General features: G+C 42.4%; 17 protein-coding genes. 7 read left to right on the top strand and 10 right to left on the bottom strand.

The genetic code is table 11. The features are described from left to right. Positions 1 to 15 precede the first annotated feature (15 nt). The 6 genes from OFO07_RS02510 to OFO07_RS02535 are packed head-to-tail and all read right to left on the bottom strand — an operon-like array spanning position 16 to position 4,977. Positions 16 to 738, bottom strand: coding sequence for a lysophospholipid acyltransferase family protein (locus OFO07_RS02510; RefSeq protein WP_270870828.1), 723 nt, complete (start codon positions 736 to 738; stop codon positions 16 to 18). Next, complete coding sequence (locus OFO07_RS02515) at positions 725 to 2,017, bottom strand: hypothetical protein (protein ID WP_270870829.1); 1,293 nt, start codon at positions 2,015 to 2,017, stop codon at positions 725 to 727. Before OFO07_RS02515 ends, OFO07_RS02510 begins: the two co-directional genes overlap by 14 nt. Next, positions 2,011 to 2,676: a phosphoribosylformylglycinamidine synthase I gene (gene purQ, locus OFO07_RS02520; protein WP_270870830.1), complete on the bottom strand. Its 666-nt coding sequence runs from the start codon at positions 2,674 to 2,676 to the stop codon at positions 2,011 to 2,013. The genes OFO07_RS02515 and purQ overlap by 7 nt, the downstream gene beginning before the upstream one ends. Continuing rightward, complete coding sequence (purS, locus tag OFO07_RS02525) at positions 2,673 to 2,909, bottom strand: phosphoribosylformylglycinamidine synthase subunit PurS (protein WP_270859018.1); 237 nt, start codon at positions 2,907 to 2,909, stop codon at positions 2,673 to 2,675. Before purS ends, purQ begins: the two co-directional genes overlap by 4 nt. A gap of 3 nt (positions 2,910 to 2,912) precedes the next feature. Further along, positions 2,913 to 3,629 (bottom strand): phosphoribosylaminoimidazolesuccinocarboxamide synthase, encoded by a 717-nt coding sequence (gene purC / locus OFO07_RS02530; protein ID WP_270859019.1) that lies wholly within the window; start codon positions 3,627 to 3,629, stop codon positions 2,913 to 2,915. Between the two features lies 1 nt (position 3,630). Continuing rightward, positions 3,631 to 4,977 carry a S41 family peptidase gene (locus OFO07_RS02535; RefSeq protein ID WP_442867877.1) on the bottom strand — a complete coding sequence of 449 codons (1,347 nt, stop codon included), beginning with the start codon at positions 4,975 to 4,977 and terminating at the stop codon, positions 3,631 to 3,633. Between the two features lie 183 nt (positions 4,978 to 5,160). Between OFO07_RS02535 and OFO07_RS02540 the strand changes: the two genes are divergently transcribed. Beyond that, positions 5,161 to 7,737: an ATP-dependent Clp protease ATP-binding subunit gene (locus tag OFO07_RS02540; RefSeq protein WP_270859020.1), complete on the top strand. Its 2,577-nt coding sequence runs from the start codon at positions 5,161 to 5,163 to the stop codon at positions 7,735 to 7,737. 33 nt (positions 7,738 to 7,770) lie between these two features. Here OFO07_RS02540 and OFO07_RS02545 read toward each other — a convergent pair whose 3' ends face one another. Together OFO07_RS02545 and OFO07_RS02550 are read right to left on the bottom strand one after the other, a co-directional pair. Next, the gene (locus OFO07_RS02545) at positions 7,771 to 8,115 is read right to left on the bottom strand and encodes a hypothetical protein (RefSeq protein WP_270870831.1); all 345 of its coding nucleotides are present in this window, start codon (positions 8,113 to 8,115) and stop codon (positions 7,771 to 7,773) included. 14 nt (positions 8,116 to 8,129) lie between these two features. Further along, on the bottom strand, positions 8,130 to 9,170 hold the full coding sequence (locus OFO07_RS02550) for a hypothetical protein (RefSeq protein ID WP_270870832.1): 1,041 nt from the start codon (positions 9,168 to 9,170) through the stop codon (positions 8,130 to 8,132). A 111-nt stretch (positions 9,171 to 9,281) separates the two neighbouring features. On the opposite strand from OFO07_RS02550, the gene truD reads away from it, so the two are divergent. The 3 genes from truD (at position 9,282) to OFO07_RS02565 (ending at position 11,101) form a co-directional block, all read left to right on the top strand. Then, the gene (gene truD, locus OFO07_RS02555; protein ID WP_270870833.1) at positions 9,282 to 10,394 is read left to right on the top strand and encodes a tRNA pseudouridine(13) synthase TruD; all 1,113 of its coding nucleotides are present in this window, start codon (positions 9,282 to 9,284) and stop codon (positions 10,392 to 10,394) included. Positions 10,395 to 10,455: 61 nt separating this feature from the next. Continuing rightward, positions 10,456 to 10,608, top strand: coding sequence for a hypothetical protein (locus OFO07_RS02560; protein WP_270870834.1), 153 nt, complete (start codon positions 10,456 to 10,458; stop codon positions 10,606 to 10,608). Then, complete coding sequence (locus OFO07_RS02565) at positions 10,601 to 11,101, top strand: hypothetical protein (RefSeq protein ID WP_270870835.1); 501 nt, start codon at positions 10,601 to 10,603, stop codon at positions 11,099 to 11,101. The genes OFO07_RS02560 and OFO07_RS02565 overlap by 8 nt, the downstream gene beginning before the upstream one ends. A 149-nt stretch (positions 11,102 to 11,250) precedes the next feature. Here the strand turns inward: OFO07_RS02565 and OFO07_RS02570 are convergent, their stop codons facing one another. Further along, positions 11,251 to 12,630 carry an FAD-linked oxidase C-terminal domain-containing protein gene (locus OFO07_RS02570; RefSeq protein ID WP_270859026.1) on the bottom strand — a complete coding sequence of 460 codons (1,380 nt, stop codon included), beginning with the start codon at positions 12,628 to 12,630 and terminating at the stop codon, positions 11,251 to 11,253. Then, the gene (locus tag OFO07_RS02575; protein WP_270859027.1) at positions 12,623 to 13,348 is read right to left on the bottom strand and encodes a plasminogen-binding N-terminal domain-containing protein; all 726 of its coding nucleotides are present in this window, start codon (positions 13,346 to 13,348) and stop codon (positions 12,623 to 12,625) included. Before OFO07_RS02575 ends, OFO07_RS02570 begins: the two co-directional genes overlap by 8 nt. Before the next feature lie 129 nt (positions 13,349 to 13,477). On the opposite strand from OFO07_RS02575, the gene OFO07_RS02580 reads away from it, so the two are divergent. From OFO07_RS02580 to OFO07_RS02590, 3 genes are read left to right on the top strand one after another with little or no spacing between them, the layout of a single operon-like run. After that, the gene (locus OFO07_RS02580) at positions 13,478 to 14,647 is read left to right on the top strand and encodes a peptidoglycan DD-metalloendopeptidase family protein (RefSeq protein ID WP_270870836.1); all 1,170 of its coding nucleotides are present in this window, start codon (positions 13,478 to 13,480) and stop codon (positions 14,645 to 14,647) included. A gap of 8 nt (positions 14,648 to 14,655) precedes the next feature. Further along, complete coding sequence (gene mgtE / locus OFO07_RS02585) at positions 14,656 to 16,038, top strand: magnesium transporter (protein ID WP_270859029.1); 1,383 nt, start codon at positions 14,656 to 14,658, stop codon at positions 16,036 to 16,038. Beyond that, positions 16,023 to 16,613 (top strand): NUDIX domain-containing protein, encoded by a 591-nt coding sequence (locus OFO07_RS02590; protein ID WP_270866175.1) that lies wholly within the window; start codon positions 16,023 to 16,025, stop codon positions 16,611 to 16,613. The genes mgtE and OFO07_RS02590 overlap by 16 nt, the downstream gene beginning before the upstream one ends. Positions 16,614 to 16,634: the final 21 nt, after the last annotated feature.

The following is a 16,634-nucleotide window of genomic DNA, read 5'->3' on the forward strand; positions in this document are numbered from 1 at the left end:
CAAATTTAGACAAATTTAACACTGCTCGCTACTATTACTAGCCGAATTTTGCTCTGAATTTTGCTCTGAATTTTCGTGCTCGTCGATGATGGCTTGCATTTTGGTGCGGGTATTTTCTAGCCATGCGTTATCACTCGTATCGACAGGGTCTAGGTAGATGATTTTCACATGTCCGCTTCGCACACGAAATTCCTTAGAATCCGCAATCGCCCCAGTGCCGATAAGCACGATAGGCTGGACTTTAAGGCCTAGTTTGTTTGCTATCATTTTTGCGCCGTTTTGAAATTTGAGCATTTTCGTGCCACGATGTCTGGTGCCTTCTGGAAACATCACGATAGCGCGGCCATTTTTTATACGATCATCTACTTCATGCACGATTCGCACGAGCTCGCGAGGGTTTTTGCGATCGACGGCAATCATCTTTGGCAGGGTTAAAATTTTGCCGATTATCGGCAGTTCGCCAATCTCTTTTTTGGCTATCCAGCAGATGTTTGCGGGGTGCGTTTCTTCCAAGACCACGATATCCATAATGCTTTGATGATTTGCGATAAAAAGCCCCACTTGCGGGTCTGGCGAGCCGATGATTTCGATATCATAACCCACAGCGTATCTTTGCCATCTGCCCCACATACGGCGAAATGTGCGGTGCGAGCTGTTTTTCGCCCACATCAGCACGATTACGACCATTACCGTAGTGATGAACCAAAACGAGTAAAAAAGCGCCTTAATCCTTGACAATTTCGTCCTTTTTGATCCAGCCGATTTTGCTACCACTTAGCATGATTTTATAAAATCCCTTGTTTTCGCCCAAAATTTCGACCTTTTGAGGCTCTTTGGTGACATAAAACACCGTAGATGTCGGTATCGGCAGGATATGCACGGCGGTATTTTTGGCTATTTTGCCGTTTCCATAAGGGTTTTGATAATACAAATTTAGCGCCAAAATAATCACCGCAAAAATCAGCGGAGTGATATTTTTGCTGAGCAAAAACATCACCAAAAGCACCGCTGCGAGGGTGTAAATGGCGATTTGTTTGTAAGCTTCAAATTTTGATTCTTTCGGATTGAGCCCGATTTGCGTGCTAAGATCCTCGGCCTGTGGATTTAGCTCAATACCGAAATTTTCGAATTTTTTCGTTTGCAGATTAAAATAACTAAAATCGAAATTTTTCACATTTTTATCAATTACAGCGAAATAATACCCACTCTGGCTAGCGTATCCGCCACGCACAGAATCCACGCCTTGTTTTATGATAGAGGGATTATCCACGCTAAATGAGGCAAGCGCGCCGTTTCGCACGCTTAAATCTAGGGTGAGTAAATTTGAATTATCGTCAAATTTGGCGGTTTTGTAGTTTTTCAGTTTCAAATCATCGGCTGAAATATGGACGAAATTTTCCCTTTTTTCTAGCTTGATAAACTCAGGATTGCGCGGTTTAATCGAGCTTTTTTCAAAAAATTCGCCATTTCGCTCTAAGGTTAGAATAATGTCATTTATCTTCGCACCCTCGCCGTTTGCGCTAAAATACAGCGTCGTTTCAAACATCTCATCGCCCTGTATCCACGAGAGATTATCCTCGTTTAGCCAGATTAAATTCTCCGTGCGATCGATCGCTAGTTTTGGCGTAACGGTTACTTTTTGACCTAAATACACGCTGAAATTTATCCTAAAAATTTCATTATAATAGGCTTTTTTAGGCGCTCCATCGACTTTGAGAGTGAGTTCTTTGGGTTTGATATCCTCGTAGATTTTCTCATCTGAAATATCCAAATCCACCTCATTTGTCGGCGCAAGCGCCCTTAAATCATCAAGGCTAAGGTTTTTATTCATAACCTCGTTTTTATTCATTTTCATCATTACGCGAGAGTTATCACGCTGTGCGCCCTCAGTAGAACTGGTTTGCTCCGATTTTTTCGGAGCGTATTTGCTCAAATCATCGAGCGAATCTATGCTAACTTCTGGCGCAGCTAGGCTAAGTGCGCAAATACCAAAAAGGGCTAAAACTATTCTTAACAAACTAGCCCTTTTAGCATTTTTTCGCCGTCCGTTCCACCGAGAATTTCCTCGATAGCGCGCTCAGGGTGTGGCATGAGACCAAAGATTTTTTTGCTTTTATCGCAAATTCCAGCTATGCTATCAACCGAGCCATTTGGGTTTAAATCATTGCCATTTTCGTCGCAGTATTTAAGCAAAATTTGGTCATTATCATACATTTTTTTCAAATTTTCGCTATCCACATAGTAATTTCCCTCGCCGTGCGCGATAGGGATATTTAAAAGCTCGCCATTTTTGCAACAAGCAAGAAATTTATTGTCATTACTAATGACTTTTAGATAGTGATATTTAGAGATAAAGCTCAAATTTATGTTGCGGTTCATCGCGCCCTCTAAGAGTTTGAGCTCCAAAAGCATTTGAAATCCATTGCAAATACCGAGCAAATACCCGCCCTTTTTGGCGTGAGCGCGCACAGCCTCCATGATAGGGCTAAATTTCGCAATCGCAGCCGTTCTTAGATAATCACCATGGCTAAAACCGCCAGGAAGCACGACCAAATCGGCATTTAGCGTAGTATCCTTATGCCAAATCACTTCTACATCGCAACCAAGACGCTCAAAAGCATATTTTGTGTCGCGTTCGCAGTTCGTGCCTGGGAAATTGATAACCGCTACCTTCATAGCACAATCTCGTAATCTTCGATAACGGTGTTGGCTAGCAGGTCCTCGCACATTTGCTCTACATTTTTATAAATCGCCTCTTTGTTCTCGCCTTGCATGTCAAGCTCGATTTGTTTAGCCACGCTTACAGAATTTACACCGCTAAAACCAAGCGAAGTTAGGGCGTGTTTGACGGCCTTGCCTTGCGGATCTAAAACGCCATTTTTCAATTTTACATTTACGATTACTTTCATTTTTTATCCTAAAATTCTTTTTAAAACTTCCTCATAAGCGACTTTTACATCACCGAGCCCTTGGCGGAATACATCTTTGTCTAGTTTTTGGTTCGTATCCTTATCCCAAAAACGGCAGCTATCAGGGCTAATCTCATCAGCTAGCAAAATTTCGCCTTTGCTATCTTTGCCAAGTTCGATTTTAAAGTCGATTAGGCGCAAATTTCTCTCATCGAAAAATTTAACCAAAATTTCATTTATTTTCTTTGCGATTACTTTAAGCTCGTCAAGCTCGGCTTGATCTTTTACCGCACCTAGGATTATGGCGTGTTCGTCGTTTAGGATCGGATCGCCCAAATCATCGTCTTTGTAGCAAAACTCGACCAAAGTAAATGGCAAAATCGTGCCCTCTTTGATACCAAGGCGTTTTGTAAGTGAGCCAGTAGCGACATTTCGCGCGATGATTTCAAGTGGGAAAATTTTGCATTTTTTGACTAATTGCTCGGTTTCATTTAGCGTCTCAACTAGCGCAGTTTTGATGCCGTTTTTCTCTAATAAATGAAAAATTTGAGTTGAAATTTTGCAATTAAGCGCACCTTTTCCAGCCTCTTCTGCCTTTTTCACGCCGTTAAATGCAGTTAGGGAATCTTTGAATTCGCTAATTAGCAAATCATCATTGCCCTCGACTGACCACATTTTTTTGCCTTTGCCCTCGTAAATAAGCTCTTTTTTGCTTGCCATGCTACTCTCCTTTGCTTAGTCTTAAAATTTTAATCGCATCAATTGCGGTTTTTAGCTGAATATCGTCGTTAATCTGCTCTTTTGAGATGAAATTCTTCTCATCTTTTTTCTCTTTTTTTTCTTCTTCTTTTTTCGGCTCTTCGACCTTTGCAAGCTCGCTTTCTAGGTGTTTTTTCAGGTCGGCTTCTTTGACTGAAAATTCATTTTCGCTCTTTTGAGGCACCTTGCCAGCTGCTACAATCAAATCAGGCGTAACGCCCACAGCTTGGATTGTGCGACCACTAGAAAGGTAATACCGCGCGATTGTTAGTCGCAAGGCTTCTTTGTTTTCGATAGGCAAAATCACTTGCACGCTACCCTTGCCGAAAGTATTCTCGCCCACGATTACAGCGCGTTTTAGATCCTGCAACGACCCGCTTACGATCTCGCTTGCACTCGCACTTCCGCCATTTACTAGCACGACGAGTGGCAGGTCGGTTACCTTTTTCTTAGGATCTGCGTTATGCTCCTCGGTATCGGCTTTGTTGCGACCTTTTTGCGATACGATTAAGCCCTTATCCACGAATAAATTCACAAGTCCAATTGCCTGCTCCAAAAGTCCGCCAGGATTGTTTCGCAAATCAAGGATTATCCCCTTTGCCTCAGGGTGTTCTTTTATAAATTTAGCCGTGTCAGCGGTGACATGCTGGTCGAAATTTGTTACACGCAAATACAAAATTTTCTCATCATCTATCATTTTCGAATACGCAGACTCGACCTTGATTATATCGCGCACAATCTCCACATCAAAGGGCTTACTCTCGCCTTTGCGAACGATTGTGAGCGTGATTTTGGTTTTTGGTTTGCCACGCATTTTGCTTACAGCTTCATCGATTGTAATCCCAAGTGTCGCATTTCCGTCGATTCGCAAAATCACATCATTTGCTTTAAGCCCTTTTTTATCAGCCGGTGTGCCCTCAATCGGCGAAATTATCGTTAGTGCGCCGTCTTTCATACCGACCTGAATGCCCAAACCGCCGAATTCGCCCTGAGTTTGTACCTTAGTATCATTGTAAGCTTTTTGATCCATAAAGCTAGAATGGGCGTCTAAATTTCCCATTAATCCCGAAATCGTCTTATCCACAAGCTCCGAAAAACTCATCTGCTCGACATAATTATTTTCCACGATTGCTAGGGTTTTAGTAAGCTTTGCCAGCGCTTCAAGCCTTGTTTTTTCGCTGTCAGGTTTTTTGGTCGAATTTGCCTCTTTCGCCTCCAAATTTCCTACAAAAAACAGACCAAAAAGTAGTGAAAATACAAAACCAAAGCCAAAAAAGAGATGTTTTTGTTGCAAAAATTTGTCCTTAATTTGAAATAGGCGGAATTCTATAAAAATTTCGCTAAATATTAGTTAAATTTAAGCCATTTTTAGCGATAAAATTTTAAAATTCAGAGCGAAAAATTTGAAAGATTAAATTTATTTACTAAAAAACCTTGACATTATTAGACTAAATATATATAATACAGACAAAATCAACTTTAAGGAGTTTTTATGAACGAAACACTTGAAATTTTAACTGACAAAATGCACTCACTACTCGAAAGTTCGCTCTCCCTAGCTATCCACTCCAAAAATGGCGAGGTTGCGAATTTGCACATTTTGTGGGCATTGTGCGTGGATTCAAGCTCTGTGCTAAATCAAATTTTTAACAAATTTGACATCAGCAAAAGCGCGGTTGAGTTAGAGATAAAAAGCGCGCTACAAACCCTGCCAACTAGCTCAAATGTTACGCGCGATAATATCAAAATTTCGCGCGAAGTAGTAAATTCATTAGAGAGCGCAAAAGGCCTAATGACAAGCCTTGGGGATAAATTTATCGCTATTGATACTTGGTTAGTGGCGAATTTAGACAAATCTCCGCTAAAAGAAATTTTGGCTAAATTTGCCGATCTTAGCGAGATAAAAAAAGAGCTAGAAATGCTAAGAGCGGGCAAAAATATCACCACCAAAACAGGCGATGACACCCTAGAAGCGCTTAGCAAATTTGCGCTAAATTTGACCCAAAAAGCGATAAATGGCGAGTTAGATCCCATTATCGGGCGCGATGAAGTTATCACTCGCATGATGCAAATACTAATCCGCAAAACGAAAAACAACCCAATACTTCTTGGCGAACCAGGTGTGGGTAAAACCGCCATTGTCGAGGGTTTGGCGCAGTTAATCGCGCAAAAAGATGTCCCGCTTAGCCTGCAAAATAAACGCGTAATGGCGCTTGATATGAGCGCGCTCATTGCCGGCGCGAAATACAGAGGCGAGTTCGAAGACCGCTTAAAAGCCGTCATCGACGAGGTTAAAAAAGCTGGCGATGTGATACTTTTCATCGATGAAATTCACACTATCGTGGGAGCTGGGGCAAGTGAAGGCAGTATGGACGCTGCAAATATCCTAAAACCCGCTTTGGCGCGAGGCGAGCTACACACTATCGGCGCGACTACGCTCAAAGAATACCGCAAATATTTTGAAAAAGACGCCGCCTTGCAACGCCGTTTCCAGCCTGTCATCGTGGCTGAACCGACCGTGAGCGAGGCTACGGCGATACTTCGTGGCATAAAAGAGCGATTAGAGGTTCATCACAATGTTACAATCACAGATAGCGCGCTAGTCGCTGCCACCAAGCTTAGCCACCGCTATATCAGCGATAGATTTTTGCCTGATAAGGCGATTGATTTGATCGACGAGGCCGCCGCTGAGCTAAAAATGCAAATCGAAAGCGAGCCTTACGAACTAGCCAAGGCAAAAAGGGAAATCCTAACCCTTCAAGTCGAAAAAGAAGCCCTAAAAATGGAAAACGACGCCAAAAACGACAAAAGGCTAAATCAAATCGACAAAGAGATTGAGAATTTAAACGAAACCAAAAATTCGCTTTTGGCTAAATTTGAAAACGAAAAGGCTGTATTTAACGGCATAAGCGAAGCCAAAAAATCAATAGATAGCCTAAAAATCGAAGCCGCAAACGCTAGAAGCAAAGGGGATTTAAGCAAGGCTGCTGAGATCGAATACGGCAAAATCCCAGCCGCAAACGCCAAAGTCAAAGAGTTAGAAGCCAAGTGGGAGGATATGAAGGAAAGCGGAGTTTTGCTAAAAAACCGCGTCGATGAGGAAATGGTCGCAGGAATCCTTAGCAAATGGACAGGAATTAGTGTCAGCAAAATGCTCTCATCAGAGCGCGAAAAATACCTAAATATCGAATCTCACCTAAAACAAAGCGTCGTGGGTCAAGACGCCGCGCTTCACGCCATAGCGCGCGCTGTGAAGCGAAACAAGGCTGGCCTTGCTAGCGCAAATCGCCCGATTGGAAGCTTTTTGTTTTTAGGGCCTACTGGCGTGGGCAAAACAGAGAGCGCCAAAACGCTAGCGAAATTTTTATTCGACGATGAGCGAGCGATGATTAGATTTGATATGAGCGAATATATGGAAAAACACAGCGTCTCACGCTTGCTTGGTGCGCCTCCTGGATATGTAGGATACGATGAGGGTGGTCAGCTAAGTGAGGCTGTGCGCCGCCGTCCATATAGCGTGCTACTTTTCGACGAAATCGAAAAAGCACACAAAGATGTCTTTAATATCCTACTTGGAATTTTAGATGATGGGCGCGCGACCGATAATAAAGGCGTGGTCGTGGATTTTAAAAACACCATTATAATCCTTACGAGCAATATCGGCTCGGATAAGATTATGAGTCTGGGCGAAAATGAGCGCGAAAACGCCGTAAAAGACGAGCTGAAAAACTATTTCAGACCTGAATTTATCAACAGGCTCGATGACATTGTGATTTTCAACGCCCTTAGCGAGGACAATCTCATCGATATCGTGGGGATTATGTTTAAAGAGCTAGCGCATTTGCTCGAAGAGCGCGGTATCAGCGCAACTCTAAGCGAAAATGCCAAAAAGCTCATTGCCGGGGCTGGATTTGACGCAGAATACGGCGCCAGACCGCTAAGACGCGCACTTTATGATTTGGTCGAGGATAAGATCGCCGATATGATTTTAAACGACGAGCTAAAAGAAGGAAATGCAATCCTAATCGACGCCAACGGCGAGGATATCGAGATCAAGGTCGTTTCATAGGCGAAATTTAAGGCGCGAATTTGCGCCTTAAATTTAATCCATTTCATCAATACCACCTTTTTGATTTTTAAATTTTACATTTTTCAAATTTAACTTATTTTTTGGTTTATCAAATTTGACTTTTTCGCCTTTTGGTTTTTTGGGTTGTTTTTTGGTTTTTGGCGAAATAAAATTAAAATTTTTGTTGTTAAATTGTCGTTTTGATTTGTAAAAAATACCCAAACATATAAAAAGAAAACCAGTAACCAAATAAAATGCAGATAGTTCATCAGACGGCTCACTCCAACCACTCATTTTTGTATGAGTTTTAAAACCAAGCGATGAAAATATTCCAAGAATTAATAATATTATTCCGCCAAATATCATTTGAAATTTCATATTCACAAACCGCTCTACACCAACGCGACTTTTAGTTTATGCGACGCCAAAGTTTTTGGTTTTTCGCCCTGGGCAAGGGCGATAAACTCGTCCGTGCTAAGCAGGTAAAAATCAATTAGCTCGCGCCCCATTAGTGCGCAGATTTCGGCACTTTTACCATCAATAAAGCCAAGTGCTTTTTTGGAATTTACCAGCAAAAAATCAGCCCCGCTATCAAACGCGTCAAAGAGAATTTCCCCAGCCACCCTTAGCGCACACTCCTTTTCGACGCCGTAAATTTCAGCCCTTAACGCCTCGTTTTCGCGCTCAAATCTCACGACATCTCCGCCAAATCTGCGCACCAAATCCCGCGCGCCCTCATCGCCCCAAACAGCGATTTTAAAGCCATTATAGCGGTGCGGGGCAGTGTTTGCGTCTATCTCAGCTAGACTTTGTGCGCTATAAATTTTATCCACGCGCGCTGGATCAATCCCACAAAGCTCGCAAAGCCTATCATAAATCAAATCGCAATCATAGTCCAAATTTAGGGCATTACACGGCGTGAAATAGACGAGCTGCGGGCGGATAAAATCCAAAATTTCGCCCTTTTTTTCTGGAAAATTTTCGAGCAGAAAATTTGCGAAAACAAAGGCGCTGTTCCCCAAAAAAACCTCGCTAAACTTCCTTAAATTTGAGCTGTAAAAATATGGCGCTAATTCCTTGTAAAACTCGAAAGTATCGCCATTAGCGATAGCAGAAAAACTCTGAAATTTAGAGTAAAAACTCTCAAATCCGCACTCCAAATCCTTTCGCGCCTCTTTCTGGCTAAGTGGCGCAATGTATAAAATCCTGCCAAAGCGCGCCAGAATCCCACCAAATGGCTCTTCCACGCTTGCGACCACGCCATTTATTTTGACAAAACTCACGCCCTCATAGCTAAAATACGGATCGCCCGCTTTTATCTCGCCCAAAAGCTCACCCACGCTAGCGAAATTTTCGCGCTCAAAAATATATGGCTTAAAATAGCTTAAAACATCGATTTTAGGGTCAAATCTGAAAAGCCTGATCTCCAACATAACTGCTCCTTTTTGCGCCCAAAATTCTACTAAAATTTGGCTAATAATTAGATTTTTAGGCGCAATTTTATATAATAATCGCTTTTATTTTAGCCAAAAAGTGAAATTAATATGAAATTTTTATATACCTTAAACCACGCGCCCATAAACGCGCATTTTAGCAAAAACTCTGCCGATTTCGTCGTGCGCGAAGTCCCATTGTATGAGCCTAGCGGCGATGGCGAGCATGCGATGATACATCTGCAAAAAAAGGACCTTACCACCTGGGAAGCCTTGCAGATTTTAAGCGAACATTTAGGCGTTAAGATGCGCGATTTCGGCTATGCAGGGCTTAAAGACAAAGAGGGCTTAACTAGCCAGTTTGTTACATTTCCTTTCAAATTCGCGCAAAATTTAGAGAGTTTTTCGCACGAAAAAATCAAAATTTTAAGCCTTAATCGCCACAAAAACAAGCTAAAAATCGGACATTTAAAGGGAAATAATTTTTTTATCCGCCTAAAAAAGGTCTTGCCAACTGACGCTTTAAAACTGCGTGAAGCTCTTGAAACACTCAGCGCGCAGGGATTTGCGAACTATTTTGGCTTTCAGCGCTTTGGTAAATTTGGCGACAATGCTAAGACGGGTCTAGCGATACTGCGTGGCGAAAAGCGCATTAAAAATCCTAAAATGCGCGACTTCCTAATCAGCGCGTATCAAAGCGAGCTATTTAACGCTTGGCTAGCCAAAAGGGTCGAAATTTCAAAATTTGCTAGCGAATTTAGTGTGAGCGAGTTTGCCAAAATTTACGGATTTGACAAAGACCTTGCCAAATCTATCGCCACTCAGGCGCAATTTTACAAGCTACTTCCCGGCGAGATTTTGGGGCATTTCCCGCACGGGGCGTTTTTTACCTGCGAGGATTTAGGCGCGGAGGTAGAGCGGTTTGTGCGCCGCGATATCACGAGTGCTGGGCTCATCGCTGGGGCGCAAAAACTGCGCGCAAGTGGCGTGGCAAATAGATTTGAGAGCGAGATTTTCGCCGAGGCTGAGGCGCATTTGGCGCAAACAAACGGCTCGTATCGCTATGCGTGGAGCTATATAGAGGATATCTCGCACAGCTACGACGAGGAAAAGGCGCAGTTTGGATTTAGCTTTTATCTGCCAAAAGGCTCGTATGCGACGGTGATTTTGGAGGAAATTTTGCATAGAGAAATTTTCGAAAATTTCGCCCCTAACGAAGAGTGAAATTTGAAATTTAGCCAAATTTCGCTCCGCAAGCTAGAAATACTGCGCCGAATTTGAAATAATGATAAAATTTGATAAAAATGTAAAATTTAGTAGGCAAGGATACCCACCCTACGGTGCTGGGAGTGTTGTTAGGCATGGTATTTTTCAAGGGGCAAATTACGAACTTGGCAATACAATAAAAAATAATACTATTGGTAAAAATAATGAGTGAATTTAGTAATGCTTTTTGGCGAGAATTTCAATATAGAATTGTAGATTTTGTAATTTACCTTGCCATTCAATATCCAGCAATTTCTTGGATTGTTTTATATGTTATCGGAATGCCTATAATATTTTTTAGTGCCAAAATTATTAAACAATCTATTTTAATGTATAAAAAATGTGATAATTCTAGAATTTTAAAAATAGATATTGCTTTTCTTGCTTTGTGTTTTGCTGTTTGCTTTTTTCTTATAAAATTTACAATCTATAAATCAGACGGCTATTTAATTTATCTTTGCATTTTTAGCTGGATTTCTACTTTTGCTGTAATAATCTATGCTTTGCGACCTGAGAAATTTACTCCAAACGAACCACAACGCAAAAAACCCAAAAATCCAAAAGGCGAAAAAGTTAAATTTGATAAACCAAAAAATAAATTAAATTTGAAAAATATAAAATTTAAAAACAACAATAAAGGCAGTAGCGATGATAAAACTAAATAAATTAATAAATTTATTCATCGCCATAATTTTTGGTTTTTCTACCACGCTAAACGCTTCCATACCCCCAAATTCTCAAATTCTACAATCAAATTTGAACTCGCTAAGTATCGTAGGGTGGGCATACTTGCCCACCACAAATAAGCTAAATTTTACAGCCCCATTTTGTTTGGATTTAGGATATTGTTTGGATCAAAAGCCTTTTTAATCGCGCGGAAAAGCTCCATTTCAGCCTCGTTAAATGCCATTTTCATATACGGAGCCTTCGAAATGCCAATCCCGTGCTCCCCACTAAGCGTGCCACCAAGCTCCACAGTCGCTGCGAAAATCTCCTCGATAGCTAGGTGAGCCTTTTTGACCTCTTCGACATTGCTTTTATCAGCCATGACATTTGTATGGACATTGCCATCGCCAGTGTGTCCAAAACAAGGCGTCACAAGCCCGTATTTAGCCGAAATTTCAGCGATTTTATCCAAAAGCGCAGGTAAATTCGAGCGTGGCACGGTGATATCTTCGTTTAGCTTCAAAGAGCCGTAGCAAGTGATTGATTGCGAGCAGTTTCTGCGCGCAAACCAAATATCCGCACTCTCTCGCTCGTCCTTTGCTACGCGAAATTCGCTAGCACCATTTGCCATAAAACTATCTTTTATCACGCGCAAATCGGCTTCTAGGCTATCTTCGATATTGCCATCGACATCGCAGATTAGTATCGCACCAGCGCTTGTTGGCAAGCCTTTGTGAAATTTCTGCTCGACAGCCTTTATACACAGATTGTCCAAAAACTCCATTGCCACGGGCGTTACGCCACTTGCCATTGTCTTATACACGGCGTCCATTGCGTTTTTGACACTTGGGAAAATTCCCATTGCGGTCTTTTTAAATTTTGGCATTGCGATGAGTTTTAGCGTGATTTCGGTAATCACGGCAAGAGAGCCCTCACTAGCGATTAAAATTCCAGCGATATTATACCCTGCGACATCTTTTATCGTGCGTTTGCCAGCGCGTATGATTTCGCCACTAGGAAGCACAGCGCGTAGAGCCATGACATAGTCTTTGGTAATGCCGTATTTCGCCGCTCTCATACCGCCTGAGTTTTCAGCGACATTGCCACCAAGCGTGCTGTATGCCTCACTCGCAGGATCTGGCGGGTAAAACAGCCCCATTTTTGCGACTGCATTTTGCAAATCTTTGTTTATCACGCCGGGCTGAACGACGGCGACTAAATTTTGCAAATCAATCTCTAAAATTTTATTCATGTGCTTTTCAAAGCCTAGAATTATCCCGCCATCTTGCGCTAACGCACCGCCCGTAAAGCCACTTCCAGCCCCGCGCGGGATAATTGGCAGATTGTGAGCGTTACAGTATTTTAAAATCTCGCTCACATCGCTCTCATCACGCGGGAAAAGCACAGCGTCTGGCTTAAAACGCCTTCTAGTCGCGTCGTAGCAGTAGGCGATTTTATGCGCTTCGTCGAAATAGGCGTTTTGCTCGCCTAGTAAATTTGTAAAAAATTCTATATCAGAATTATTCATCATCTAAGCCCAAAAGATATGAGTAGTGTCTGTCGTAGTCGCTAATCGGACCATTTGTAAAATCCCAAAACACGGTTTTGATATCCCCTACGCGTGAATAAAACGGAAGCGTGTAGTAAGCGACCTTGCCACTTTCATAAGTGCGAAGTGGTTTGAAGCTGCCGCAGTCTGCGAATACGCTTTTTTCGTTCATTGCGATAAAAATTAACCCAGTGCTGTTTTTCGCGCAAATTTTGCGGAAATCATCACGGCTCGGGTTTGGTTTGGAATTTAGCCTCAAATACGCTCCGCCAAGGTCAGGGTGAATAAACTCGATATTTGGGAAAGCCTGCACGATTTGTGCGTAAATTTCGGCATTTGGAGCCACGATTAGGGCGCGGTCATAAAGGTAATTTAAAATCACCTTATCGCCATTGGCTGGCAAAATTTTTGGTAGTGGCAGGGCTTTTTGCTCCAACATACCAAAGACTTCAAATCTGATTTTTGCCTTTGCGCCGGATTTTTCGCTGACTACTGCGCGCGCGATGATAGCGTTTTCGCCGTTGCCGAAATCATGCATTACAATCCCAGCGCTTCCTACCATGATAGCGGGATTATCAGCGATTACGGCTTCGCCATTTTGCACATCAAAAATCAGCGTTTCGTAAGGTGGCATGTAAAACTCAGCCCCAAAAACAGATGATAAAAATAGCCCCAAAGCAAGTAAAATTCGTTTCAAATTTAACTCCTAAAATAAAATTTTCGCCAATTATACATAAGAATTTACAACAAACGGCAAGGGATATTTGCCAAATATAAACCAAATTTGGCTAGAATTGAGGTTTTAATTTCAATTTTAAAGCGGTTTATGATGAGAATTTTTGCACTGATTTTTTTACTTTTTAGCCTTTCATTTGCCAGTTCTTCGAGTGTGGAAAAATTTAAATGGCCCTCAGGCGTGAGCTTGCTACAATTTATGGAAAATTTCTCTATTCCGCTCTCGACATATTATGATTTAGACAAAGAGGACCAAGAATTAGCCGCCGAAGTGCGCGCAGATGTCGAGTGCATGATGCTAAAAGACCCGCTTGGCAAAATCGTCCAAGTCCTAATCCCCATAAACGACGAACTTCAAATCCAAATTTACCGCGACAAAAAGGGAATTTACAAATTTATCTACACGCCGATTGTTTATGAGCAGCACTCTTATGCTTTAAGCATTGAGATTACTTCATCGCCCTCAAACGATATCTTAAAGGCTACTGGAAATATCGCGCTAGCAAACGAATTTTCGAGCGTTTTTAAAAACGAGGTAAATTTCAAAAAACTGCAAAAAGGCGATCGCCTTACGATTTTATACGAGCAAAAAACTCGCCTTGGACGCCCATTTGGCGGGGTTAAAATCCTAGCCGGCACAATTGAAGAAGCCAAAAAGCCAAAATCGCTTTATTATTTCGAGGACAAATACTACAACGAAACCGGCAAAAAAGTCGAGCATTTCGTTTTAACTACACCTCTTGTTTATACTAGAATTTCATCTCGTTTTACACCCAAACGCTTCCACCCGGTGCTTAAACGATACCGCGCGCACCTAGGCGTGGATTATGCTGCGCCAAAAGGGACAAAAGTAAATGCCGCAGGCAATGGCAAAGTAACCTTCGTAGGGCGCAAAAACGGCTATGGAAACACCGTCGAAATCAACCACGGCGGAGGTTTGGTTACGCTGTATGCGCATTTAAGCGGATTTGCCAAAGGGCTAAAAGTCGGTATGAGCGTAAAACAAGGCCAATTAATCGCCTATGTAGGCTCTACTGGGCTAAGCTCGGGACCGCATTTGCATTTGGGTCTGTATCGCAACAACCAGCCAGTCGATCCCCTAAAAACCATAAAAATCACAAAATCAAATTTCGTAAGCGAGGAAGAGCGCAGATTTAAGGCGTTGGTAAAGGATATGAACGCTAAATTTGACGCGGTTAAAGACGGCTCGAAAAACCCAGCGAAATTTGAACCTTATGAAAATTTAGTTAGCATAAATTAGAGGCAAAAATGGAAGCAAAAGATAAAGAATTTTTGACAGATTACGAAGAGGCCGAGGCTCTTTTAGAGGCGCATATCGGCGATACGATAGAAGAAGAGCTAAGCCCAGCGGACCTTGCAGATCACTTAAAGGCGCTTAAAAAACATGACGAGGAAAAATATGTCGAATTCCTAGAAAAACTCGACCCCGAGGATCTCGCTGACGCTGCGCTTGAAATGCCAGATCACATGCTCGAAGACATCATCGAAACCCTTCCTAGCGAAAAAATCGTCGAAGCTATCGAGGAGCTAGAAAGTGATGATCAAGCCGAACTACTCCAAAGTATCGAAGAAATCGACGAGGATAAGGCAAAGGAGCTTTTTTACGGGCTTGATGAGGACGATCGCCACGATATTTTGACGATTAACAAATACGACGATGACGAAGCTGGCGCGTATATGCAAACCGAGGTTTTTAGCGCACGCGAAAACCAAACCCTAGGCGAAGCTGTCGATATGCTAAGGGTAATGCGCCAAAACGGCGATATCGAAAATGTTTTTCAGCTCTTTGTTTTAGATGATAAGGGGCACATGCTAAGCGCGTTTTCGACCTCGGATTTGATTTTATACGATTTTTCGCTCACGCTAAAAGAAATTTCGCAAAAATTTAACGCAGACGCAAAGGTGCATTTCGCCACTGATACCGATAAAATCGAAGATGTCATCAAGGATTTCGAGGAATTTGACCTAAATGTAATCCCTGTTTTGGACGCAAACGGCGTGCTGATTGGGCGAATCACAGCCGATGATGTGCATGATTTGATTCAAGAGCGCGCCACAGAGCAAATTTACAACCTTGCCGGTGTCGATGATGAGGCTGAGGAGGAAGATACTGCATTTTCAGCTGGAAAGGCGCGTGCATCGTGGCTGGGCGTGAATTTATGCACGGCGATTATCAGCTCGATTATCATCGGACTTTTTGACGCTACAATCGAGCAGCTCGTCGCCCTTGCCGTGCTTATGCCAATCGTGGCCTCCATGGGTGGCAACACAGGCACACAGGCTCTCACCGTTACGGTGCGTCGCCTAGCCCTCGGCGAAATCGAGGCGCGCGATATCCGCTCGGTAATCACGCGCGAAGTTACCATTTCGCTAGTAAATGGCTCGATTTTTGCCGTGGCAATGGGAGTTGTGGCGTGGGTATGGTTTGGCATGAAGCTTCTTGGCGTCGTGATTGCGATGTCAATGGTGATAAATTTAACCTTGGCTGGATTTTTTGGCGCGATTATTCCGATTGCCTTGCGCCGTTTTGGAATTGATCCAGCTGTGGGAAGCTCGGTTTTGCTGACCACGGTTACTGATATAGTGGGATTTTTTAGCTTTTTAGGACTTGCGACATGGATATTGATATAAAAAATTTTAAAATTTCAAAACTCGAACACTCTAATTTCATTAAGCCATTTAGGCTAAATTTCGAATTAAACGGCGAGATGCGCGCATGGGACTGCGTCAAGGTGCATGATAGCGTCTCAATCCTGCTATATCACAGCGAAAAAAAGGCATTTTTGCTCGTTAAGCAGTTTCGCCCAAGCGTGTGGTTTTACCAAGACGAAAATTTAATAAACTGCGATGAAAAGGGCTTTACCTACGAGCTGTGCGCTGGGATTTTAGACAAAGGCATTAGCGAGGAACAAACCGCAATCGAGGAAATTTACGAAGAAACCGGATATGAGCTTAAAAATTTAGAGTTTATCACGAGCTTTTACAGCGCGCTTGGTTTTGGCGCAAATCGCCAAATTTTATTTTACGGCGAGATTGATGAGAGTATGAAAAAAGGCGCAGGTGGCGGGGTCGATGGCGAGAATATCGAGCTGTATTTTTTGCCGTTAGATGAAGCTAAAAAATTTATGTATGACGAAAAAATCGTGCGAGCCTCTGGGTTAGTGGCGGCATTTTTGTGGTTTTTCCAAAACAAGGGCGAAATTTAATGCAAATTTTAGCCCAAATTT

Source organism: Campylobacter sp. JMF_06 NA1, assembly GCF_027737785.1.
Lineage (GTDB): Bacteria > Campylobacterota > Campylobacteria > Campylobacterales > Campylobacteraceae > Campylobacter_B.

Excerpts from the sequence above, each read along its gene's own strand:
- OFO07_RS02590 (WP_270866175.1), top strand. The coding sequence starts at position 16,023 with ATGGATATTGATATAAAAAATTTTAAAATTTCAAAACTCGAACACTCT.
- OFO07_RS02570 (WP_270859026.1), bottom strand. The coding sequence starts at position 12,630 with ATGAATAATTCTGATATAGAATTTTTTACAAATTTACTAGGCGAGCAA.
- truD (WP_270870833.1), top strand. The coding sequence starts at position 9,282 with ATGAAATTTTTATATACCTTAAACCACGCGCCCATAAACGCGCATTTT.
- purS (WP_270859018.1), bottom strand. The coding sequence starts at position 2,909 with ATGAAAGTAATCGTAAATGTAAAATTGAAAAATGGCGTTTTAGATCCG.
- OFO07_RS02545 (WP_270870831.1), bottom strand. The coding sequence starts at position 8,115 with ATGAAATTTCAAATGATATTTGGCGGAATAATATTATTAATTCTTGGA.
- OFO07_RS02565 (WP_270870835.1), top strand. The coding sequence starts at position 10,601 with ATGAGTGAATTTAGTAATGCTTTTTGGCGAGAATTTCAATATAGAATT.
- OFO07_RS02580 (WP_270870836.1), top strand. The coding sequence starts at position 13,478 with ATGATGAGAATTTTTGCACTGATTTTTTTACTTTTTAGCCTTTCATTT.
- purC (WP_270859019.1), bottom strand. The coding sequence starts at position 3,629 with ATGGCAAGCAAAAAAGAGCTTATTTACGAGGGCAAAGGCAAAAAAATG.
- mgtE (WP_270859029.1), top strand. The coding sequence starts at position 14,656 with ATGGAAGCAAAAGATAAAGAATTTTTGACAGATTACGAAGAGGCCGAG.
- purQ (WP_270870830.1), bottom strand. The coding sequence starts at position 2,676 with ATGAAGGTAGCGGTTATCAATTTCCCAGGCACGAACTGCGAACGCGAC.
- OFO07_RS02550 (WP_270870832.1), bottom strand. The coding sequence starts at position 9,170 with ATGTTGGAGATCAGGCTTTTCAGATTTGACCCTAAAATCGATGTTTTA.
- OFO07_RS02560 (WP_270870834.1), top strand. The coding sequence starts at position 10,456 with ATGATAAAATTTGATAAAAATGTAAAATTTAGTAGGCAAGGATACCCA.
- OFO07_RS02540 (WP_270859020.1), top strand. The coding sequence starts at position 5,161 with ATGAACGAAACACTTGAAATTTTAACTGACAAAATGCACTCACTACTC.